Annotated in this window: 17 protein-coding genes; 13 read left to right on the forward strand and 4 right to left on the reverse strand. The window is 73.6% G+C overall.

Features of this window, described 5'->3' with window-relative positions; all coding sequences use genetic code 11:
- Positions 1-65 precede the first annotated feature (65 nt).
- The 4 genes from ACN6LD_RS33265 (at position 66) to ACN6LD_RS33280 (ending at position 3548) form a co-directional block, all read left to right on the forward strand.
- Entirely contained in the window at positions 66-503 is a 438-nt protein-coding gene (locus ACN6LD_RS33265) for a gamma-glutamylcyclotransferase (protein ID WP_319193128.1), read from the forward strand.
- Between the two features lie 50 nt (positions 504-553).
- Positions 554-832, forward strand: coding sequence for a type II toxin-antitoxin system RelE family toxin (locus tag ACN6LD_RS33270; protein WP_266724027.1), 279 nt, complete (start codon positions 554-556; stop codon positions 830-832).
- A 104-nt stretch (positions 833-936) separates the two neighbouring features.
- The gene (locus tag ACN6LD_RS33275; protein ID WP_319193131.1) at positions 937-1761 is read left to right on the forward strand and encodes a purine-nucleoside phosphorylase; all 825 of its coding nucleotides are present in this window, start codon (positions 937-939) and stop codon (positions 1759-1761) included.
- A gap of 155 nt (positions 1762-1916) precedes the next feature.
- Positions 1917-3548: a phospho-sugar mutase gene (locus tag ACN6LD_RS33280; protein WP_319193133.1), complete on the forward strand. Its 1632-nt coding sequence runs from the start codon at positions 1917-1919 to the stop codon at positions 3546-3548.
- 186 nt (positions 3549-3734) lie between these two features.
- Here the strand turns inward: ACN6LD_RS33280 and ACN6LD_RS33285 are convergent, their stop codons facing one another.
- Together ACN6LD_RS33285 and ACN6LD_RS33290 are read right to left on the reverse strand one after the other, a co-directional pair.
- A complete protein-coding gene (locus ACN6LD_RS33285; RefSeq protein ID WP_445045105.1) occupies positions 3735-5474 on the reverse strand; it encodes a hypothetical protein in 1740 nt (579 codons plus the stop codon).
- Positions 5475-5974: 500 nt separating this feature from the next.
- A complete protein-coding gene (locus ACN6LD_RS33290) occupies positions 5975-6556 on the reverse strand; it encodes a PH domain-containing protein (protein WP_319193135.1) in 582 nt (193 codons plus the stop codon).
- A gap of 411 nt (positions 6557-6967) precedes the next feature.
- On the opposite strand from ACN6LD_RS33290, the gene deoC reads away from it, so the two are divergent.
- From deoC to ACN6LD_RS33305, 3 genes are read left to right on the forward strand one after another with little or no spacing between them, the layout of a single operon-like run.
- Entirely contained in the window at positions 6968-7930 is a 963-nt protein-coding gene (gene deoC, locus ACN6LD_RS33295) for a deoxyribose-phosphate aldolase (protein WP_057584762.1), read from the forward strand.
- A 21-nt stretch (positions 7931-7951) separates the two neighbouring features.
- On the forward strand, positions 7952-9388 hold the full coding sequence (locus ACN6LD_RS33300) for an aldehyde dehydrogenase family protein (protein WP_445045108.1): 1437 nt from the start codon (positions 7952-7954) through the stop codon (positions 9386-9388).
- Positions 9381-10292: an aldehyde dehydrogenase family protein gene (locus tag ACN6LD_RS33305; RefSeq protein ID WP_319193137.1), complete on the forward strand. Its 912-nt coding sequence runs from the start codon at positions 9381-9383 to the stop codon at positions 10290-10292. The genes ACN6LD_RS33300 and ACN6LD_RS33305 overlap by 8 nt, the downstream gene beginning before the upstream one ends.
- A 140-nt stretch (positions 10293-10432) precedes the next feature.
- Here ACN6LD_RS33305 and ACN6LD_RS33310 read toward each other — a convergent pair whose 3' ends face one another.
- A complete protein-coding gene (locus ACN6LD_RS33310; RefSeq protein WP_445045106.1) occupies positions 10433-10840 on the reverse strand; it encodes a hypothetical protein in 408 nt (135 codons plus the stop codon).
- Between the two features lie 59 nt (positions 10841-10899).
- Between ACN6LD_RS33310 and ACN6LD_RS33315 the strand changes: the two genes are divergently transcribed.
- Positions 10900-11607, forward strand: coding sequence for a uridine kinase (locus ACN6LD_RS33315; protein ID WP_319193140.1), 708 nt, complete (start codon positions 10900-10902; stop codon positions 11605-11607).
- Positions 11608-11928: 321 nt separating this feature from the next.
- Here ACN6LD_RS33315 and ACN6LD_RS33320 read toward each other — a convergent pair whose 3' ends face one another.
- The gene (locus ACN6LD_RS33320; protein ID WP_319197945.1) at positions 11929-12672 is read right to left on the reverse strand and encodes a SigE family RNA polymerase sigma factor; all 744 of its coding nucleotides are present in this window, start codon (positions 12670-12672) and stop codon (positions 11929-11931) included.
- Between the two features lie 631 nt (positions 12673-13303).
- Between ACN6LD_RS33320 and afsQ1 the strand changes: the two genes are divergently transcribed.
- The 5 genes from afsQ1 (at position 13304) to ACN6LD_RS33345 (ending at position 17331) form a co-directional block, all read left to right on the forward strand.
- Positions 13304-13981 carry a two-component system response regulator AfsQ1 gene (gene afsQ1 / locus ACN6LD_RS33325; RefSeq protein ID WP_266726230.1) on the forward strand — a complete coding sequence of 226 codons (678 nt, stop codon included), beginning with the start codon at positions 13304-13306 and terminating at the stop codon, positions 13979-13981.
- Positions 13978-15561 carry a sensor histidine kinase gene (locus tag ACN6LD_RS33330; RefSeq protein ID WP_319197948.1) on the forward strand — a complete coding sequence of 528 codons (1584 nt, stop codon included), beginning with the start codon at positions 13978-13980 and terminating at the stop codon, positions 15559-15561. The genes afsQ1 and ACN6LD_RS33330 overlap by 4 nt, the downstream gene beginning before the upstream one ends.
- 2 nt (positions 15562-15563) lie before the next feature.
- On the forward strand, positions 15564-16190 hold the full coding sequence (locus tag ACN6LD_RS33335; protein ID WP_445045109.1) for a hypothetical protein: 627 nt from the start codon (positions 15564-15566) through the stop codon (positions 16188-16190).
- A gap of 291 nt (positions 16191-16481) precedes the next feature.
- Positions 16482-17033 carry a VanZ family protein gene (locus tag ACN6LD_RS33340; RefSeq protein WP_319192692.1) on the forward strand — a complete coding sequence of 184 codons (552 nt, stop codon included), beginning with the start codon at positions 16482-16484 and terminating at the stop codon, positions 17031-17033.
- Between the two features lie 94 nt (positions 17034-17127).
- Positions 17128-17331: a PspC domain-containing protein gene (locus ACN6LD_RS33345; protein WP_319192693.1), complete on the forward strand. Its 204-nt coding sequence runs from the start codon at positions 17128-17130 to the stop codon at positions 17329-17331.
- The last annotated feature ends 46 nt before the right edge of the window (positions 17332-17377 follow it).

Consider the following 17377-nt stretch of genomic DNA (forward strand, 5'->3'; position numbering starts at 1 on the left):
CCCCCCCCCCCCCCCCACGCCTGTGACGGGAGTGCCGCCCGTGGCCGCTGCCGTACTCTCCTTGCATGTCGCTCTACGCCGCGTACGCCGGCAACCTCGACGCGCGGCTGATGTCCCGCCGCACCCCGCACTCGCCGCTGCGCGCCACGGGCTGGCTGAACGACTGGCGGCTGACCTTCGGCGGCGAGCAGCTCGGCTGGGACGGCGCGCTGGCGACGGTCGTGGAGGAGCCCGGCGCGCAGGTGTTCGTCGCGCTGTACGACGTCGCCCCCATGGACGAGGAGTCGCTGGACCGCTGGGAGGGCGTGGGCCTGGGCATCTACCGGCGTGCCCGGGTGCGGGTGCAGACGCTGGAGGGCGAGGAGTCCGCCTGGATGTACGTGCTGAACGGCTACGAGGGCGGACTGCCGTCGGCACGGTACCTGGGCGAGGTCGCGGACGCGGCCGAGTCGGCGGGCGCGCCCCACGATTACGTGATGGAGCTGCGCAAGCGGCCCTGCTGAGCGCGGCCGCCTTCTAGACTCGGAGCATCTGCGCAGCAACGGGAGATCGTATGGGTCCCAGCACGTATGACGTCTACTACACGGTGCAGGCCGCCGAGGCCCGCGACCGGCTCGACGATCAGCAGCGCGCCGCTTTCGACAAGGGCATCGCCCTGCTGGCTCGCGATCCGTTCCTCTCGGTGTCGAGGCCCATAGGGTCCACCGGAGACGACCGCACGATCCGCCTGACGCAGAACATCCTCGTCGAGTACACGGTGAGCCGCGGCCGCCTGCTGATCTTCATCGTCGAAGTGTTCAACGACAAGGACGTCCTGATCACGGACGCCTGAGGGGTCCCTCGGCCGCTCCCCGTCGGAAACGACAAGACAACGATCGCATTCCCGTGGGCTCCGTCATCTACGCGCGTAGGCACAAACCGGCTACGCTCTCTCGCGTGAACGCATCTCTTCTCCCGGACGACATCCAGGGCGACCCGCACGCCGCCGCCGACGCCGCCGCCGCGCGCCTGCGCGAACTGACCGGCGCCGAGACCCACGACGTCGCTCTCGTGATGGGCTCCGGCTGGGCGCCCGCCGTGGACGCCCTGGGCTCCGCCGACGCCGAGTTCCAGGTCACCGACCTTCCCGGATTCCCGCCGCCCGCGGTGGAGGGCCACGGCGGCAAGGTCCGCTCGTACCGGATCGGCGAGAAGCGGGCGCTGGTGTTCCTCGGCCGGACCCACTACTACGAGGGCCGTGGCGTCGCCGCCGTCGCCCACGGCGTGCGCACCGCGGTGGCCGCCGGCTGCAAGACGATCGTGCTGACCAACGGCTGCGGCGGTCTGCGCGAGGGCATGCGTCCCGGTCAGCCGGTGCTGATCAGCGACCACCTCAACCTGACGGCGACCTCGCCGATCATCGGCGCCAACTTCGTCGACCTGACGGACCTCTACTCGCCGCGGCTGCGCGCCCTGTGCAAGGAGATCGACGCCACCCTGGAGGAGGGCGTCTACGCCCAGTTCCCCGGCCCGCACTACGAGACGCCGGCCGAGATCCGCATGGCGCGGACCATCGGCGCGGACCTGGTGGGCATGTCCACCGTGCTGGAGGCCATCGCGGCGCGCGAGGCGGGCGCCGAGGTGCTCGGCATCTCCCTGGTGACCAACCTCGCCGCCGGTATGACGGGCGAGCCGTTGAACCACGAGGAGGTCCTCCAGGCGGGCCGGGACAGCGCGACGCGCATGGGGTCGTTGCTGGCCCGGGTGCTCGGCCGGCTCTGAGCGCGCCGCCGGGGGCCCGCCGCCCCCGGTCCCCCCAAGGCTCCGAGCGGGCCTCGTCCTCGCACTTCCCCGGAGAGGGACCCCGGACAGGCCGGCCCGATCCGGCCCGAGCCGGCAGACGACCGGCGTCCACACGCAACCGGAGGGTGACCCCCGTGCACGACGATCTCCTCGCCCGCGCCCAGGCCTGGCTCGCGGAGGATCCCGACCCCGAGACCCGCGCCGAGCTGGCCAAGCTCCTCGACGCCGGGGACGTCACCGAGCTGGCCGACCGCTTCGGCGGCACCCTCCAGTTCGGCACCGCCGGCCTGCGCGGCGAGCTGGGCGCCGGGCCCATGCGGATGAACCGGTCCGTGGTGATCCGCGCGGCGGCCGGTCTCGCCGCCTACCTCGCGAAGAACGGCCAGGCCGGCGGGACCGTCGTCATCGGCTACGACGCCCGCCACAAGTCCGCCGACTTCGCCCGCGACACCGCCGCCGTGATGACCGGCGCGGGATTCCGGGCGGCCGTGCTACCCCGCCCCCTGCCCACGCCCGTCCTCGCCTTCGCCATAAGGCGGCTGGGCGCGGTCGCCGGGGTCGAGGTCACCGCCAGCCACAACCCGCCCCGCGACAACGGCTACAAGGTGTACCTGGGCGATGGCTCGCAGATCGTGCCGCCCGCCGACGCGGGGATCGCGGCGGAGATCGACGCGATCGTCTCGCTCGACGACGTCCCCCGTCCCGAGGCCGGCTGGGAGACGCTCGACGACGCCGTCCTCGACGCCTACCTGGCCCGCACGGACGCCGTCCTCGCCCAGGGCTCCCCGCGCACGGCCCGCACCGTCTACACGGCGATGCACGGCGTGGGCAAGGACGTCCTGCTCGCCGCCTTCGCCCGCGCGGGCTTCCCCGAGCCGGTCCTCGTCGCCGAGCAGGCCGAGCCCGACCCGGACTTCCCGACCGTCGCCTTCCCCAACCCGGAAGAGCCCGGCGCGATGGACCTCGCCTTCGCCGCCGCCCGCGCGGCGGCCCCGGATCTGATCATCGCCAACGACCCGGACGCCGACCGCTGTGCGGTGGCCGTCCCGCACGACGGCGACTGGCGCATGCTGCGCGGCGACGAGGTCGGCTCCCTGCTGGGCGCCCACCTCGTCCGGCGCGGCGCGCGGGGCACGTTCGCCGAGTCGATCGTCTCCTCCTCCCTCCTCGGCCGCATCGCCGAGAAGGCGGGCCTGCCCTACGAGGAGACCCTCACCGGCTTCAAGTGGATCGCCCGCGTGGACGGCCTGCGCTACGGCTACGAGGAGGCCCTCGGCTACTGCGTGGACCCCGAGGGCGTCCGGGACAAGGACGGCATCACCGCCGCCCTGCTCGTCACGGAACTGGCCTCGGAGCTCAAGGAGCAGGGCCGCACCCTTCTGGACCTTCTGGACGACCTCGCCGTGGAGCACGGTCTGCACGCCACCGACCAGCTCTCGGTGCGGGTGCAGGACCTCTCCGTCATCGCCCGCGCGATGGACCGGCTGCGCGCGGCGCCCCCGGCCTCTCTCGCGGGCCTGGCCGTGACCGCGGCCGAGGACCTCACCCGGGGCACGGACCGGCTGCCGCCCACCGACGGCCTGCGCTACACGCTCGACGGCGCCAGGATCGTCGTCCGGCCCAGCGGCACCGAACCGAAGCTGAAGTGCTATCTGGAGGTCGTCGTCCCGGTCGCCGCCCACGCCGGCCTGCCGGAGGCCCGCAGCAGGGCGACCGCGCTCCTGGCGGACCTCAAGCGGGACCTGTCGGCGGCAGCGGGCATCTGACGCACGGCCGCGCAAGGCCCGGCGGACGACGACGGACGGCGGGGCGGCGGACGGCGGGGCGGCGCACTGCGGGGCGGGGCGACGGACGGCGGGGCGGCGCACTGCGGGGCGGGGCGACGGACGGCGGGGCGGCGCACTGCCGGCGTTCCCGTGCGGGAAGCGGCGCCGCCGCGCGCCGGGCAGAGCTCACCGCACGAGAAGGAGCACCGCCGCGACCGCCGTCGCCAGGGCCGCGCCGAGGGGCCACAGGGGCCGTCCGCGCCGGTGGCCGGCCGCCGTGGCGGTCGGCCTCAGGGCCGGGGTCCGCCACATGGCCGTGATCTCCGCGGCCGTCCGCTCGTACGGATGCAGCACCCCGAGCCTGTCCTCCAGCCAGGACCAGCGCAGGGAGGACGCCCGCCACTCCGCGGACGCGGCCGGGTCGCCGTCGATCCTCAGGCGCGTGCCCTCGCACTTCACGATCCGCACGTCGTCCCAGAGCATGTGCCGGGTCCCCCGCAGCCCGTTGAACCACAGGCCCTCCCGGTCGGCGGTGACGCGCCAGGCGAGCCGCCGCGGCAGCACGAGGCCGGCGAGGACCGTGAGGACGAGGGCGTAGACGTCGCCCCACCAGCCGGATCTCAGGTAGCACGCGAGGAACAGCGCCGCGAGCGCGACGGCGGTCCGGTCGGCCCACCCGGCGCTCCAGTGCCGCACCCGCTCCGGCTCCTCGTGGTCCCGGTCCCGTTCGGCGGCGGCCTCCGTGGCCGTCGTGCGCAGCCGAGCGTCCCGGGCCGCGCGGACGGACTTCCGCTTCTCGGCTCTGCTCCTGCTCCGCAACGCGCCCGGGGTCATCGGCCGGACCGGCCCGAGGGACGCCTCGCTCACCGGCGCCCCGCCGGCCACGGACGCGGCGGCGAGGAAGACGACCTCGCCCCCGTCGTAGGGGATGCCGTGCAGCACGGCCTCCCGCAGCGGCCCGGCGCGCTCGTCGTCGATCCGGTCGATCAGCGCACGCAGCTCCTTGTCGTCGCCGCCGTGCTCGTCGCCGCCGTCCTCGTCGCCGCCGTCCTCGTTGCCGTCGTCCTTGTCGCCGTCTCCCCCGCGGCCGTCGGCCCCGCCCGCGTCGGCCGCACCCCGGGAGGCCTTGAACCCGTACGTGGAGACCGTGAACAGGGGATGCAGCGCGGCGAGATCGTCGGCGGCGTAGACCTCGGTGTCGGCGTCGCTGTTGTCACGCACGAGGACCCGTAGCACCGGGACGGGTACGCGGCGCAGACCGAGGGCCCGGCGGCGGCCCAGCACCCCGGAGAGCATCAGGGTGAGGCCCAGTCCGGCGAGACACCAGCCGGCCGCCGGGACCGCCTGCCGGCCGGCGGACCGGTCCCAGAGCCCGGCGGCGGCGTACAGCGCCCCGCCCACGACGACCGTTCCCAGCCCGCACCACAGCAGGAACGTCCCGCGTTCCGCCCGCTCGCCCCCGGGCGTCGGCGCCGCGGCCGTCACGCCTCCGGCGGCCTCCCGTGCCGCCTCCCGCTGCCGCCGGCGCACGGTCAGCCGCAGGCAGACGGTTCCCCAGACGCCCGCCAGCACGGCCGCCGCGCCCAGCCGTGCACCGAGCGCGAGGTCCCCCGCGGTCAGCACCACGCCGACGGCGACGGGCCCGAGGACCGCGGCCGCCTCGGGCCGCAGCACCGGCCACACGAGGTGCAGGGCGACCAGGGCGGCGGCCCACGCGGGCAGTGCGCCCCACGCGCCCAGCAGACCGGCGGCGAGGACGGCCGGCAGCGGCAGTGCCACGAAGGCCGGCACAGGGGGTCGCACCGGCACCCAGCGCGGCGGCAGCGCTCGCGTCCAGTGCGCCGCCCGTTCACCGTCCCAGGGCAGACAGCCCTCGGGTACGGCCGCCTCCGGCAGCCGCAGCACCGCGCCGACTTCCGTACTCATCGCCCACTCTCCCGACTCACCGGATCACCCTGCTCCGACCACCGCACCGACGGGCTGACGCCGACGCCGCGGTTCCCTGCCCCGTGGACACCCGCCCACGCCGTCGGCGCACACCAACCCACCGCACCCCGGACGCACAGCCCACGAGCGCGCCCGAGCGCCTGCGCTCCCCCACACCGACGACACGGCCCGACCGCGGACCGCGGCCCGGACCGCCGCCAGGGCTGCGCCCGGCGTGTCCACCGCGACCATGCACCCGGCCCGGACCCAGAACCCGCGGGCCGGACACCCGCCGGCGCGCCCCGGAGGCCCGGCACCGCACCGGCCCCGACCTCGGACTCCCGGCACTCCTCGGATCCCGGCCGCAGAGCCGCCCTCGGTCCCGGCCACCGCCTGACCCCCGACCCGCCTGACCCGCGACAGGCCTGACCGGCGACAGGCCTGACCCGCGGCACTCCGAACCCTCGACCACGCCGCCATCGCGGCGCGCCGGCCCGGGCTCAGCCCACGGCCAGCAGAATCCCCAGCACCACGGCTCCCGCCGCGACCGGGCCCAGGATCTCCCAGGCCCAGCGCACGGACACCTCGCCCTGCGCGCTCTCCTCCTGCTGCCGCGCCTCCCACACCTCGCGCAGTTCGTCCACGTCCCGGTCGCCGCGGGCGCGCAGGGGACCGTCCGCGGCAGTCGCGCCGGTCCGGCCCGGTCGGCCGCCCTTGCCCCGGGCCGCCCGCTTGCGTTCCCGCAGCGAGACGGGGATGGACCACAGCTGGAACTTCTTCCCCGACACGGCGATCGCCTCGTTGGAGTATCCGGACCGCAGTGTGGCGACCTGACCCCAGGGCAGCACGATCAACCGGAAGGGGTTGCGCACCCGCAGCCGGTCCGGGCCCGCGTACACGGCGGGCCGCAGGGTGAAGGCGATGATCAGCGGCACGACGATGATCAGCGTCGCGAGCGCCAGCCAGGGGGTGCGCCCCTCACCTGCGACGATCGCGTCGACGCCGAGCCAGGCGGCCAGCCCGAGCAGCGCCGCACCGGTGGCGACACCCGCGGACGAGCGGTAGACCCGGTCCTTCGTCACGGGCTCCGGGGTCTCCTGAAACCCCGAGTCCGCCGGAGAACCCGACGGAGTCTCAGAACCCGAGGCGGCTGGAGAACCCGAGGCGGCTTGCGAACCCGAGGCCGCCGGAGAGCCCGAGTCGGCAGGAGAGCCCGAGTCCGCCGGAGAAGCCGAGGGCGCCGGGGAATCCGGGGAGCCGGAGGGCCCAGAAGCGCCGGGCCCGGGGGTCCCGGCGGGCCGTTCGGGCTCCGGGGCGCCCGCGGGCTTCGCGGGCCGTGGCTCTGGTGACTGGTCTTCCGGGCTCGTCATGGCCCCGATTGTGCCCGAAGCCCGCGATCCGCTCATACGCGGTGCCCCGGCGTGCGATGAGCGCCCGAACGGCTTCCCGGGGTGTACACCCGCTACGCGCGTAGATATGCTCGTCTGGTGACCATGCCCACCAATGCACCCACCGCAGCCCCGGCGCTCACCGACGTGACCGCGTCCGACGCCGCGCTGCGCCGCTTCCTCCACGGGCTGCCCGGCGTCGACGCGGTCGGCCTGGAGGCGCGCGCCGCAACGCTCGGCACCCGTTCCATCAAGACGACCGCCAAGGCGTACGCCATCGACCTCGCCATCTCGATGGTCGACCTGACGACGCTGGAAGGCGCGGACACCCCGGGCAAGGTCCGGGCGCTCGGCGCCAAGGCGGTCCGTCCCGACCCGACCGACCGGACGGCCCCCGCCACGGCCGCGGTCTGCGTCTATCCCGACATGGTGGCCGTCGCCAAGGAGGCCGTCGCGGGCTCCGCCGTGAAGGTCGCCTCGGTCGCCACCGCCTTCCCGGCCGGCCGCGCCGCCCTCGACGTGAAGCTGGCCGACGTCCGTGACGCGGTCGCCGCCGGCGCCGACGAGGTGGACATGGTCATCGACCGCGGGGCGTTCCTGGCGGGCCGGTACATGAAGGTGTACGACGAGATCGTCGCCGTCCGCGAGACCTGCGGGACGGCCGCCCGTCTCAAGGTCATCTTCGAGACCGGCGAGCTGTCGACGTACGACAACATCCGGCGGGCGAGCTGGCTCGGCATGCTGGCCGGGGCGGACTTCATCAAGACGTCCACCGGCAAGGTCGCCGTCAACGCCACCCCCGCCAACACCCTGCTCATGCTGGAGGCCGTCCGCGACTTCCGCGCCCAGACCGGCGTCCAGGTCGGCGTGAAACCGGCCGGCGGCATCCGCACCAGCAAGGACGCGATCAAGTTCCTGGTCCTGGTCAACGAGACCGCCGGCGAGGACTGGCTGGACAACCACTGGTTCCGCTTCGGCGCCTCCTCGCTCCTCAACGATCTGCTGATGCAGCGCCAGAAGCTGGCCACCGGCCGCTACTCCGGCCCCGACTACGTGACGGTGGACTGAGACCCCATGACCATGGAAAAGCTGACTTCCGCATTCGAGTACGCACCGGCGCCCGAGTCCCGCTCGGTCGTCGACATCGCCCCCTCCTACGGCCTGTTCATCGACGGCGAGTTCACCGACGCGGCCGACGGCAAGGTCTTCAAGACCGTCTCGCCGTCCTCCGAGGAGGTCCTGTCCGAGATCGCCCAGGCGGGCGAGGCGGACGTGGACCGCGCCGTGAAGTCCGCCCGCAGGGCCTTCGGCGCCTGGTCGGCGCTCCCCGGCGCCGAGCGGGCGAAGTACCTGTTCCGCATCGCCCGGATCATCCAGGAGCGCAGCCGCGAGCTGGCCGTCCTGGAGACGCTGGACAACGGCAAGCCGATCCGGGAGACGCGCGACGCCGACCTGCCGCTGGTCGCCGCGCACTTCTTCTACTACGCGGGCTGGGCCGACAAGCTCGACCACGCCGGGTTCGGGTCCTCGCCGAGGCCGCTGGGCGTGGCCGGCCAGGTCATCCCGTGGAACTTCCCCCTGCTGATGCTGGCGTGGAAGATCGCCCCGGCGCTCGCCACCGGCAACACGGTCGTCCTGAAGCCTGCCGAGACGACGCCGCTGAGCGCCCTGTTCTTCGCGGACGTCTGCCGTCAGGCGGGTCTGCCCAGGGGCGTCGTCAACATCCTGCCGGGGTACGGCGACGCGGGCGCGGCGCTCGTCGCCCACCCCGACGTGAACAAGGTGGCCTTCACCGGCTCCACGGCGGTCGGCAAGGCCATCGCGAAGACGGTCGCGGGCACCCGCAAGAAGCTCACGCTGGAGCTGGGCGGCAAGGGCGCCAACATCGTCTTCGACGACGCGCCGATCGACCAGGCGGTCGAGGGCATCGTCAACGGCATCTTCTTCAACCAGGGCCAGGTCTGCTGCGCGGGCTCCCGTCTCCTCGTCCAGGAGTCGATCCAGGAGGAGCTGCTGGAGTCCCTCAAGCGCCGGCTGTCGACGCTGCGCCTCGGTGATCCGCTGGACAAGAACACCGACATCGGCGCGATCAACTCCGAGGAGCAGCTGACCCGTATCACCTCGCTCGTCGAGCAGGGCGTGGCCGAGGGCGCGGAGCGCTGGTCCCCGGCCTGTGAACTGCCGGACGCGGGCTACTGGTTCGCGCCGACGCTCTTCACGAACGTCACCCAGGCCCACACCGTCGCCCGGGACGAGATCTTCGGCCCCGTCCTGTCGGTCCTCACCTTCCGCACCCCGGACGAGGCCGTCGCCAAGGCCAACAACACGCCGTACGGCCTGTCGGCGGGTGTCTGGACGGAGAAGGGCTCCCGCATCCTCGCGGTGGCGAACAAGCTCCGGGCCGGCGTCGTCTGGTCCAACACGTTCAACAAGTTCGACCCGACCTCGCCGTTCGGCGGGTACAAGGAGTCGGGCTTCGGCCGCGAGGGCGGCCGCCACGGCCTGGAGGCGTACCTCGATGTCTGACAAGTCCGAGAAGACCGAGCAGCCGCGTCTGAGCGTCTTCAAGACCTACAAGCTGTACGTCGGCGGGAAGTTCCCGCGTTCGGAGAGCGGCCGGGTGTACGAGGTGACCGACGCACAGGGCAGGTGGCTGGCCAACGCGCCGCAGTCGTCCCGCAAGGACGCGCGTGACGCGGTGGTCGCCGCGCGCAAGGCGTTCGGCGGCTGGGCCGGGGCCACGGCGTACAACAGGGGCCAGATCCTCTACCGCGTCGCGGAGATGCTGGAGGGCCGCCGGGGGCAGTTCGCCCGCGAGGTCGCCGACGCCGAGGGCCTGTCGAAGTCCAGGGCGGCCGCCGTGGTGGACGCGACGATCGACCGCTGGGTCTGGTACGCGGGCTGGACCGACAAGATCGCCCAGGTGGTGGGCGGCGGGAACCCGGTCGCGGGACCGTACTTCAACATCTCCTCGCCGGAGCCGACGGGCGTCGTGACCGTCCTCGCACCGCAGGACTCGTCCTTCCTGGGCCTGGTCTCGGTCGTCGCCCCGGTGATCGCCACCGGCAACACGGTCGTGGTGATCGCGAGCGAGCGGTCGCCGCTGCCGGCGCTGTCGCTCGGCGAGGTACTGGCCACCTCCGACCTGCCCGGCGGCGTCGTCAACGTCCTCTCCGGCCGCACGGCGGAGATCGCGGCGCCGCTGGCGTCCCACCAGGACGTCAACGCGATCGACCTCGCGGGCGCCGACGAGGCGCTGGCGAAGGAGCTGGAGATCGCCGCGGCCGACAACCTCAAGCGCGTTCTTCGTCCACAGCCTGTGGACGACTGGGCGGCGACTCCCGGCATCGACCGGATGACGGCGTTCCTGGAGACGAAGACCGTCTGGCACCCCACGGGCTCCCTGGGCGCCTCCGGCTCGTCCTACTGACGGCCGCGGCGCGTCGCACCGACGCCACCACGAGCAGGGCCGCGCCTCCTCTCCGTCCGGAGGAGACGCGGCCCGGGATCGAGAGCCGCGCCCGCCCTCCGTCCGGGGTCGGCGCGGCTCTCCCGTCCGGCGGGCGGGCTTCAGCCGCCCAGCACCTTCGTCACCTCGCCCAGCACGGGGATCGACCCGATCGACTGCGCCTGCGCGACCGGGGCGGTCAGCATCTGGGACGTCAGGGGCTGGAAGTCGGCGAGCTGGGTTCCCACGCCGTTGTCGAGGGGGTCGACGCCGGTGCCCGCGAGGGGGTTGGGCTTGAGGCCGGAGACGGCGCCGGTGACATACGGCAGAGCGCCCAGCGCCCCCTGTACGCCCGCCTGCGGGTCGAGGGAGCCGATCGAGTCGGGCCGGCTGTTCACCGCGTCGAGGACCGGTTCGCCGGTCGTCGCCGAGGCGGCCGAGGCGCCCGCGCCCAGCGCCACTCCGGCGGTCGCGAGGGCGGCGAAGACGCGCCGGGCGGTGGAGGTCTGGGAGGAGTCATGTCGGGCCATCGTCGATGCCGCCTTCTGATGCGCAAGGTGATCAGGTCGCCACGAAGGGTAGTTGAGATGTGACGCGCGCATCAAAGCCGACCCGCGGGGTCGTTGACGGACGGGGGGATGCCTCACACTGGTGTCCTGTGACGCCCCCTCCGCCCATACCGACGCGAGTCGTGCTGCTCTGCGGCCCTTCCGGCTCCGGCAAGTCCCTGCTCGCCGCCCGCTCCGGCCTTCCTGTGCTGCGGCTCGACGACTTCTACAAGGAGGGCGACGACCCGACGCTGCCGTCGGTCGCCGGGAGCTCCGACATCGACTGGGACCACCCCGACTCGTGGGACGCGGACGCCGCCGTCGCCGCGATCGTGGACCTGTGCGGGACCGGACGCACGCATGTTCCCGTCTACGACCTCTCGCTCAGCGCGCGCACCGGCGAGGAGGCGGTCGAGATCGGGCGGACCCCGCTGTTCATCGCCGAGGGCATCTTCGCCGCCGAGATCGTCGTCCGCTGCCGGGAGCTGGGCGTGCTGGCGGACGCGCTGTGCCTGAGCCGCGGTCCGGTGAAGACCTTCCGCCGCCGCTTCCTTCGCGATCTGAAGGAGGGCCGCAAGTCGGCGCCCTTCCTCCTGCGGCGCGGCTGGCGCCTGATGCGCGCCGAACGCTCCATCGTGGCCCGGCAGACCGGGCTGGGCGCGTATGCCTGCGACCGCGACGAGGCGATGGGCCGCCTGGCCGCCGCAGCCGCGGGCCGCCGCGCCGCCACCACGCGAACCGCCGCCTAGGGCCGTTTCGCCCCCGTCCGGCCCGGCCGCAGCAACGGCCAGGGCCGTTTCGTCCGCGTCGGGCCCGGCCGCACCGCGGCCTCGGAGCCCGGTCCGGCGCTCCGGTCGCGTCGACGGGGCGCGACGCGGAAAAGCGGGACTGGACGGACCCCCCGGCCCTCCAGCCCCGCTCCCGGTGCTTCCCCCGTGCTTCCCCCGTGTGGTGCTTCCCCCGTGCTTGCGCGGTGCCGCTCCCCCGTACGTCCCCCGTCGGGTCCCCCCGGCACCGCTCCCCCGTTCACCGGCTCCCCTGAGCGGAGCCGGGCCCTCCCCCGTTCACCCTCAGGCGACCAGCTCCCCGAAGGCGTCCTCCTCGTCACGGCCGAAGCTGAGGACCTCGTCCTCACGCAGCCGGCGGAGCGACCGCCAGATGCTCGACTTCACCGTGCCGACACTGATGTCGAGGATCTCCGCGATCTCCGGGTCGGTGCGGCCCTCGTAGTAGCGAAGGACCAGCATCGTCCGCTGGAGTTCGGGCAGCCGGGCCAGCGCCTGCCACAGGACCGCGCGCAGTTCGGTGCCGCGCATCGCGTCCGTGTCGCCGGGCGTCTCCGGCAGTTCCTCGGTCGGGTACTCGTTCAGCTTGCGGCGGCGCCACGCGCTGATGTGCAGGTTGGTCATCGTCCGGCGGAGGTATCCGCCGACCGCGGCCTTGTCGCTGATCCGCTCCCAGGCCCGGTAGGTCGAAAACAGCGCGCTCTGCAGCAGGTCCTCGGCCTCGAATCGGTCACCGGTGAGGTGGTAGGCGGTTGCGTACAGGGAGGCGCGGCGCTCCTGGACGTAGGCGGTGAACTCCGCCTCCGTCAGGGAGCGACGCTCCCCCGGGTCCTCCCCGTACGCGGCTCCCCCGTGAGCCGCCTGTTCCCCCGTGTCGACCACCGTCATGAACCCGGTGTGCTGACGTCCGGCGCCGCGAGCGCACCCCCGCCCGCTCACTGCGCCAGACTTCTCGGAACCCCGGTTCACGTCGTGCAGACGCGTGACGACTGCGACTGCGTTGGTGCTCATACCGTGCAGCGTGTTCATCTCGCGCCCCCCGTCGTGGACTTCCGGTGTTCTGTCTGGTGCCTCGGCCGGGCCTCGCGGTGTTCGTTCTCCGCGTCGCCCCGCCTCGTGACCAAAAGACTGCCCGGGCCACTTCATCGCCGTGTCCGCCGTCTGTCACAGACCTGTCACAGGGGCCTGTCACGGGAACACCACAGACGCTCCACAGGCTTGCGCGGTAGGGCAGTTGGCCTGGTCGGCGCAGGTCACCGGGCAAGGGGCCGCGGGGTCCTCGAACCGCTCCCGTGCCCCCGCGGGCCGCCCGGCGGGAACGGCCCGTCCGGCCGCGCCGGGACGGCGGGGCGCCGCACGGTCACCGACCGATCTCATGTCATGCCCGCGACCGACGGCGAGCAGTGGCCGATTCCGCCCCACCGCGTCCGGACGGCCGGCGCCCGCGGTCGCGCGAAAGAGCGCTCGACCTCGAAGAAACCGCAGGTCCACGGCGTGCGGCCCGGACATTCGCACGGCTTTGGTGCAGGCGTTCGCAGGCTTTCCCCGGCCCCTCGCACGTCGCTCGCGCCGCCGGAACCGCCGCTCCTCGGCGGCCGCGCCCGGACCTGCACGTACCCACAGGTCGAACGACAGCCCCCTCATGGGCCAGAATGAGCCCGTGCCTTCCCTGTTGCTGATCGAGGACGACGACGCCATCCGTACGGCCCTGGAGCTCTCACTGACGCGCCAGGGGCACCGTGTGGCGACCGCTGCGAGCGGTGAGGACGGTCTGAAGCTGCTGCGCGAGCAGCGGCCGGATCTGATCGTGCTGGACGTGATGCTGCCCGGCATCGACGGTTTCGAGGTCTGCCGTCGCATCCGGCGCACCGACCAGCTGCCGATCATCCTGCTCACCGCGCGCAGTGACGACATCGACGTGGTGGTCGGGCTGGAGTCCGGCGCCGACGACTACGTCGTCAAACCCGTGCAGGGCCGGGTGCTGGACGCCCGGATCCGGGCCGTGCTGCGGCGCGGGGAGCGCGAGTCGAACGACGCGGCGACCTTCGGCAGCCTCGTCATCGACCGCGCGGCGATGACCGTCACGAAGAACGGCGAGGACCTCCAGCTCACCCCGACCGAGCTGCGGCTGCTGCTCGAACTGAGCCGTCGGCCCGGCCAGGCGCTGTCCCGGCAGCAGTTGCTGCGGCTGGTGTGGGAGCACGACTACCTGGGCGACTCCCGGCTGGTGGACGCCTGTGTCCAGCGGCTGCGGGCCAAGGTGGAGGACGTGCCGTCCTCCCCGGTCCTGATCCGCACCGTGCGCGGCGTCGGCTACCGCCTGGACGCCCCTCAGTGACACAGCCGCAGGGGGGGCTCCGCGGCTGGTCCGCGGCGCGCAAGGGAAGACTGTCACGGCTGCGTCTCACCAGCCTGCGCCTGCGGCTGGTGGTGGTCTTCGGCGCGGTCGCGCTGACGGCCGCCGTGTCCGCGTCCGGCATCGCGTACTGGCTGAACCGCGAGGCCGTGCTGACCCGCACCCAGGGCTCGGTGCTGCGGGACTTCGAGCAGGAGATGCAGAACCGGGCCGGTTCGCTGCCGGCGCATCCCTCGCAGGACGAGCTCCAGCACACCGCGGGACAGATGGCCAACAGCAGTCAGCGGTTCAACGTGCTGCTGGTGGGCGCGGACGACAGCGGCAAGACCGTGTACGGCAACTCGAACGGACTCAACGGCTTCTCGCTGGAGGACGTCCCCGAGTCGCTGCGCACGGCGGTGAACAAGCAGCAGGACGTCACGGGCGGCAACAAGTCGCCGTACCACCTGTACTGGCAGCGGGTCGTGGACCACGGGACGCCGTACCTGGTGGCCGGGACGCGGGTGAACGGGGGCGGCCCCACCGGCTACATGCGCAAGTCGCTGGCGCCGGAGGCCAAGGACCTCAACTCGCTCGCCTGGTCGCTGGGGATCGCCACCGCCCTCGCGCTCGTCGGGGCCGCCCTGCTCGCGCAGGCCGCCGCCACGACCGTCCTGAAGCCGGTGCACCGGCTCGGCGTCGCGGCGCGCCGGCTCGGTGAGGGACGGCTCGACACCCGGCTGCGGGTCTCCGGGACCGACGAACTCGCCGATCTGTCGCGGACGTTCAACCGGACCGCAGAGGCGCTGGAGAAGCGGGTCGACGACATGGCCGCCCGTGACGAGGCGTCGCGCCGGTTCGTCGCCGACATGTCGCACGAGCTGCGGACGCCGCTGACCGCCATCACCACCGTCGCGGAGGTGCTGGAGGAGGAGCTGGACGCCGAGTCGGGCAGCATCGACCCGATGATCGAGCCCGCGGTGCGGCTGGTGGTCAGCGAGACGCGGCGGCTGAACAACCTCGTGGAGAACCTGATGGAGGTCACCCGCTTCGACGCGGGGACCGCGCGGCTGGTCCTGGACGACGTCGACGTCGCCGACCAGATCACCGCGTGCATCGACGCGCGTGCCTGGCTGGACGCCGTCGACCTGGCCGCGGAGCGCGGCATCCACGCCCGGCTCGACCCGCGCCGGCTGGACGTCATTCTGGCCAACCTCATCGGCAACGCGCTCAAGCACGGCGGTTCGCCGGTGCGGGTGTCGGTGTCGGCGCAGGACGACTCGATGGTCATCTCCGTGCGCGACCACGGGCCGGGCATCCCGGAGGAGGTGCTGCCGCACGTCTTCGACCGGTTCTACAAGGCGAGCGCCTCCCGGCCGCGTTCCGAGGGCAGCGGGCTGGGACTGTCCATCGCGCTGGAGAACGCCCACATCCACGGCGGTGAGATCACCGCCGCCAACTCCCCGGAGGGCGGCGCGGTCTTCACGCTGCGGCTGCCGCGGGGCGTCGCCGAGCCGGCGGAACAGGACGGCGCGGGCGAGCAGGGCGGGACGACCGGGCAGGACGAGGGGGACGCATCGTGACCATGGGCCGTGCGACCGTACGACGACTGTGCGCCGTCGCGGTGCTGGCCGGCCTGGCCGGTCCGCTCGCGGGGTGCGGCATCCGGGCTACCGAGGTGCCGACCGACTTCGGTCCCGCGCCCTCCCGGGTGCGCTGCTCGCTCTCCGACCCCGCCGTGTCGTCGCAGACCGCCCGCGCGGGGGTGCCGGTCCAGGTGTTCCTGCTGTGCGGTTCGTCGCTGGTGGCCGTGGACCGCAGTGTGCGGGTGCCGGACGGCTCGGCCGGCTCCGCGCGGCGCGAGATGGTCGCGCAGGGCCTGCTCGACCAGCTCGCCGAGTCGCCGTCGACCGCCGAGAAGGAGGCCGGGTACACGACGGACGTGCGCGGCGCCATGACCGTGAACGGTCCGGCCGCCAAGGACCCGGACGACGCGCTGCGGCTGAGCGTCCCGCCCGGGGATCTCACCTCGTACGCGCTCGCGCAGGTCGTGTGCACCTTCTCCGACTCGGCGGCGGCCGAGGGCGACGGCTCGGTGATCCTGGGCGGTCCCGGCCCTGAGCCCGTGCGCCGCTACGAGTGCACCGACGAGGTCCGCTCACGGCCCGGCAGCACGGAACCCCCGTCGTCGGCCGTGGCGAGCGGCGGCTGAGGGTCCGCCTCCCGCTCCCGACTCCGCACCGCCCGCCGCCCCGCCGCCCCGCGCCGCCCCGCCGCCCCGCCGGCCCCGCGCGCCCGCGTCCGCACGCCTGCCTGTGCCGCCCCTGACCGGCACACCCGGCCCGCTGGAGCGGCGGCCGGGTGTGTCGGACGCCTCATGCGGGGGCGGACGTCGACGTCGCCGCAGGTCATCGGCTGTCGTGGCGCGGCGGGGCGAGCACCGGGCCGGGTGCTGCGCCGGTGAGCCGGAACCGATCGCGCCGGGGGGCGCGTCTTGGGGGGCGTGCAGCGTCAAGGCTCCATCGGCGGCAGCGCCGCGATCCGCATCCGCGCGACCGGGATTCTCCTCCTGGCCGCCCACCTCGTGTTCGTCGCCTGGGTCACGCTGCGTCCACTGAACGTTCCCTGGGTGATGCCGGCCAACCTGCATCCGTTCGACGGGATCCGCGCCGATCTGAGGCTGGGCTGGCCCGAGGCGGCGTCACGGATCGGCGCCGGGCTCGCACTGTTCGCCCCGCTGGGCTTCCTGCTCCCGCTGGTGCACGGCAGGCTGCGCGTGTCGCCGCTCGTCTCCCTGGTCCGCACGGTCACGGCGGGCGCGCTGCTGTCCCTGGCCGTCGAGTTGCTGCAGACGGGGGTGCCCGGTCAGGTCGCGGACGTCGACTCGATGCTGCTGAACACGGTCGGCGTGGCCCTGGCGCACGTCGCGGTGGTGCCGGCGGTCCGCGGGTGGCTGCGCCGCCGGGAGGAGCCCTGGGGGCGTGCCGGGGTCCGGAATGGGGAGACGGCTCAGGGTCGCACCCCGAGGATTCCCAGGGTCGGTATCGCCCCGTAGAGCGACGCTTCGTCCCCTTCGTCACCCTAGCGTTGTCGTCAGAGAGAGCAGCCGCAAGGGCAGCCTCCGACGGACGCTCACGAAGGAGCCGCAGATGTCCAGCCTCGCCCGCCCCACCCACGGCCGCATGATCGGCGGAGTGTGCGCCGCGCTGGCCCGCCGCTTCGGCACCTCCGCGACCACGATGCGTGTGATCTTCGTGCTCTCCTGCCTGCTGCCCGGGCCGCAGTTCCTGCTCTACATAGCCCTCTGGATCCTCCTGCCGTCGGAGGGCAAGGCGGCGCGCACCGCCTGGTGACCCTCCACCGCACAGAACGCCGTCGGGGCGTGCCCGGTACGTACGG

The sequence above is a fragment of the Streptomyces sp. SAS_272 genome, assembly GCF_052543235.1.

Bases quoted from the DNA above. Each gene is read 5' to 3' on its own strand.
- ACN6LD_RS33265 (WP_319193128.1), top strand. From the start codon at position 66: ATGTCGCTCTACGCCGCGTACGCCGGCAACCTCGACGCGCGGCTGATG.
- ACN6LD_RS33270 (WP_266724027.1), top strand. From the start codon at position 554: ATGGGTCCCAGCACGTATGACGTCTACTACACGGTGCAGGCCGCCGAG.
- ACN6LD_RS33285 (WP_445045105.1), bottom strand. From the start codon at position 5,474: ATGAGTACGGAAGTCGGCGCGGTGCTGCGGCTGCCGGAGGCGGCCGTA.
- deoC (WP_057584762.1), top strand. From the start codon at position 6,968: ATGCCCACCAATGCACCCACCGCAGCCCCGGCGCTCACCGACGTGACC.
- ACN6LD_RS33305 (WP_319193137.1), top strand. From the start codon at position 9,381: ATGTCTGACAAGTCCGAGAAGACCGAGCAGCCGCGTCTGAGCGTCTTC.
- ACN6LD_RS33310 (WP_445045106.1), bottom strand. From the start codon at position 10,840: ATGGCCCGACATGACTCCTCCCAGACCTCCACCGCCCGGCGCGTCTTC.
- ACN6LD_RS33320 (WP_319197945.1), bottom strand. From the start codon at position 12,672: ATGAACACGCTGCACGGTATGAGCACCAACGCAGTCGCAGTCGTCACG.
- ACN6LD_RS33335 (WP_445045109.1), top strand. From the start codon at position 15,564: ATGGGCCGTGCGACCGTACGACGACTGTGCGCCGTCGCGGTGCTGGCC.
- ACN6LD_RS33345 (WP_319192693.1), top strand. From the start codon at position 17,128: ATGTCCAGCCTCGCCCGCCCCACCCACGGCCGCATGATCGGCGGAGTG.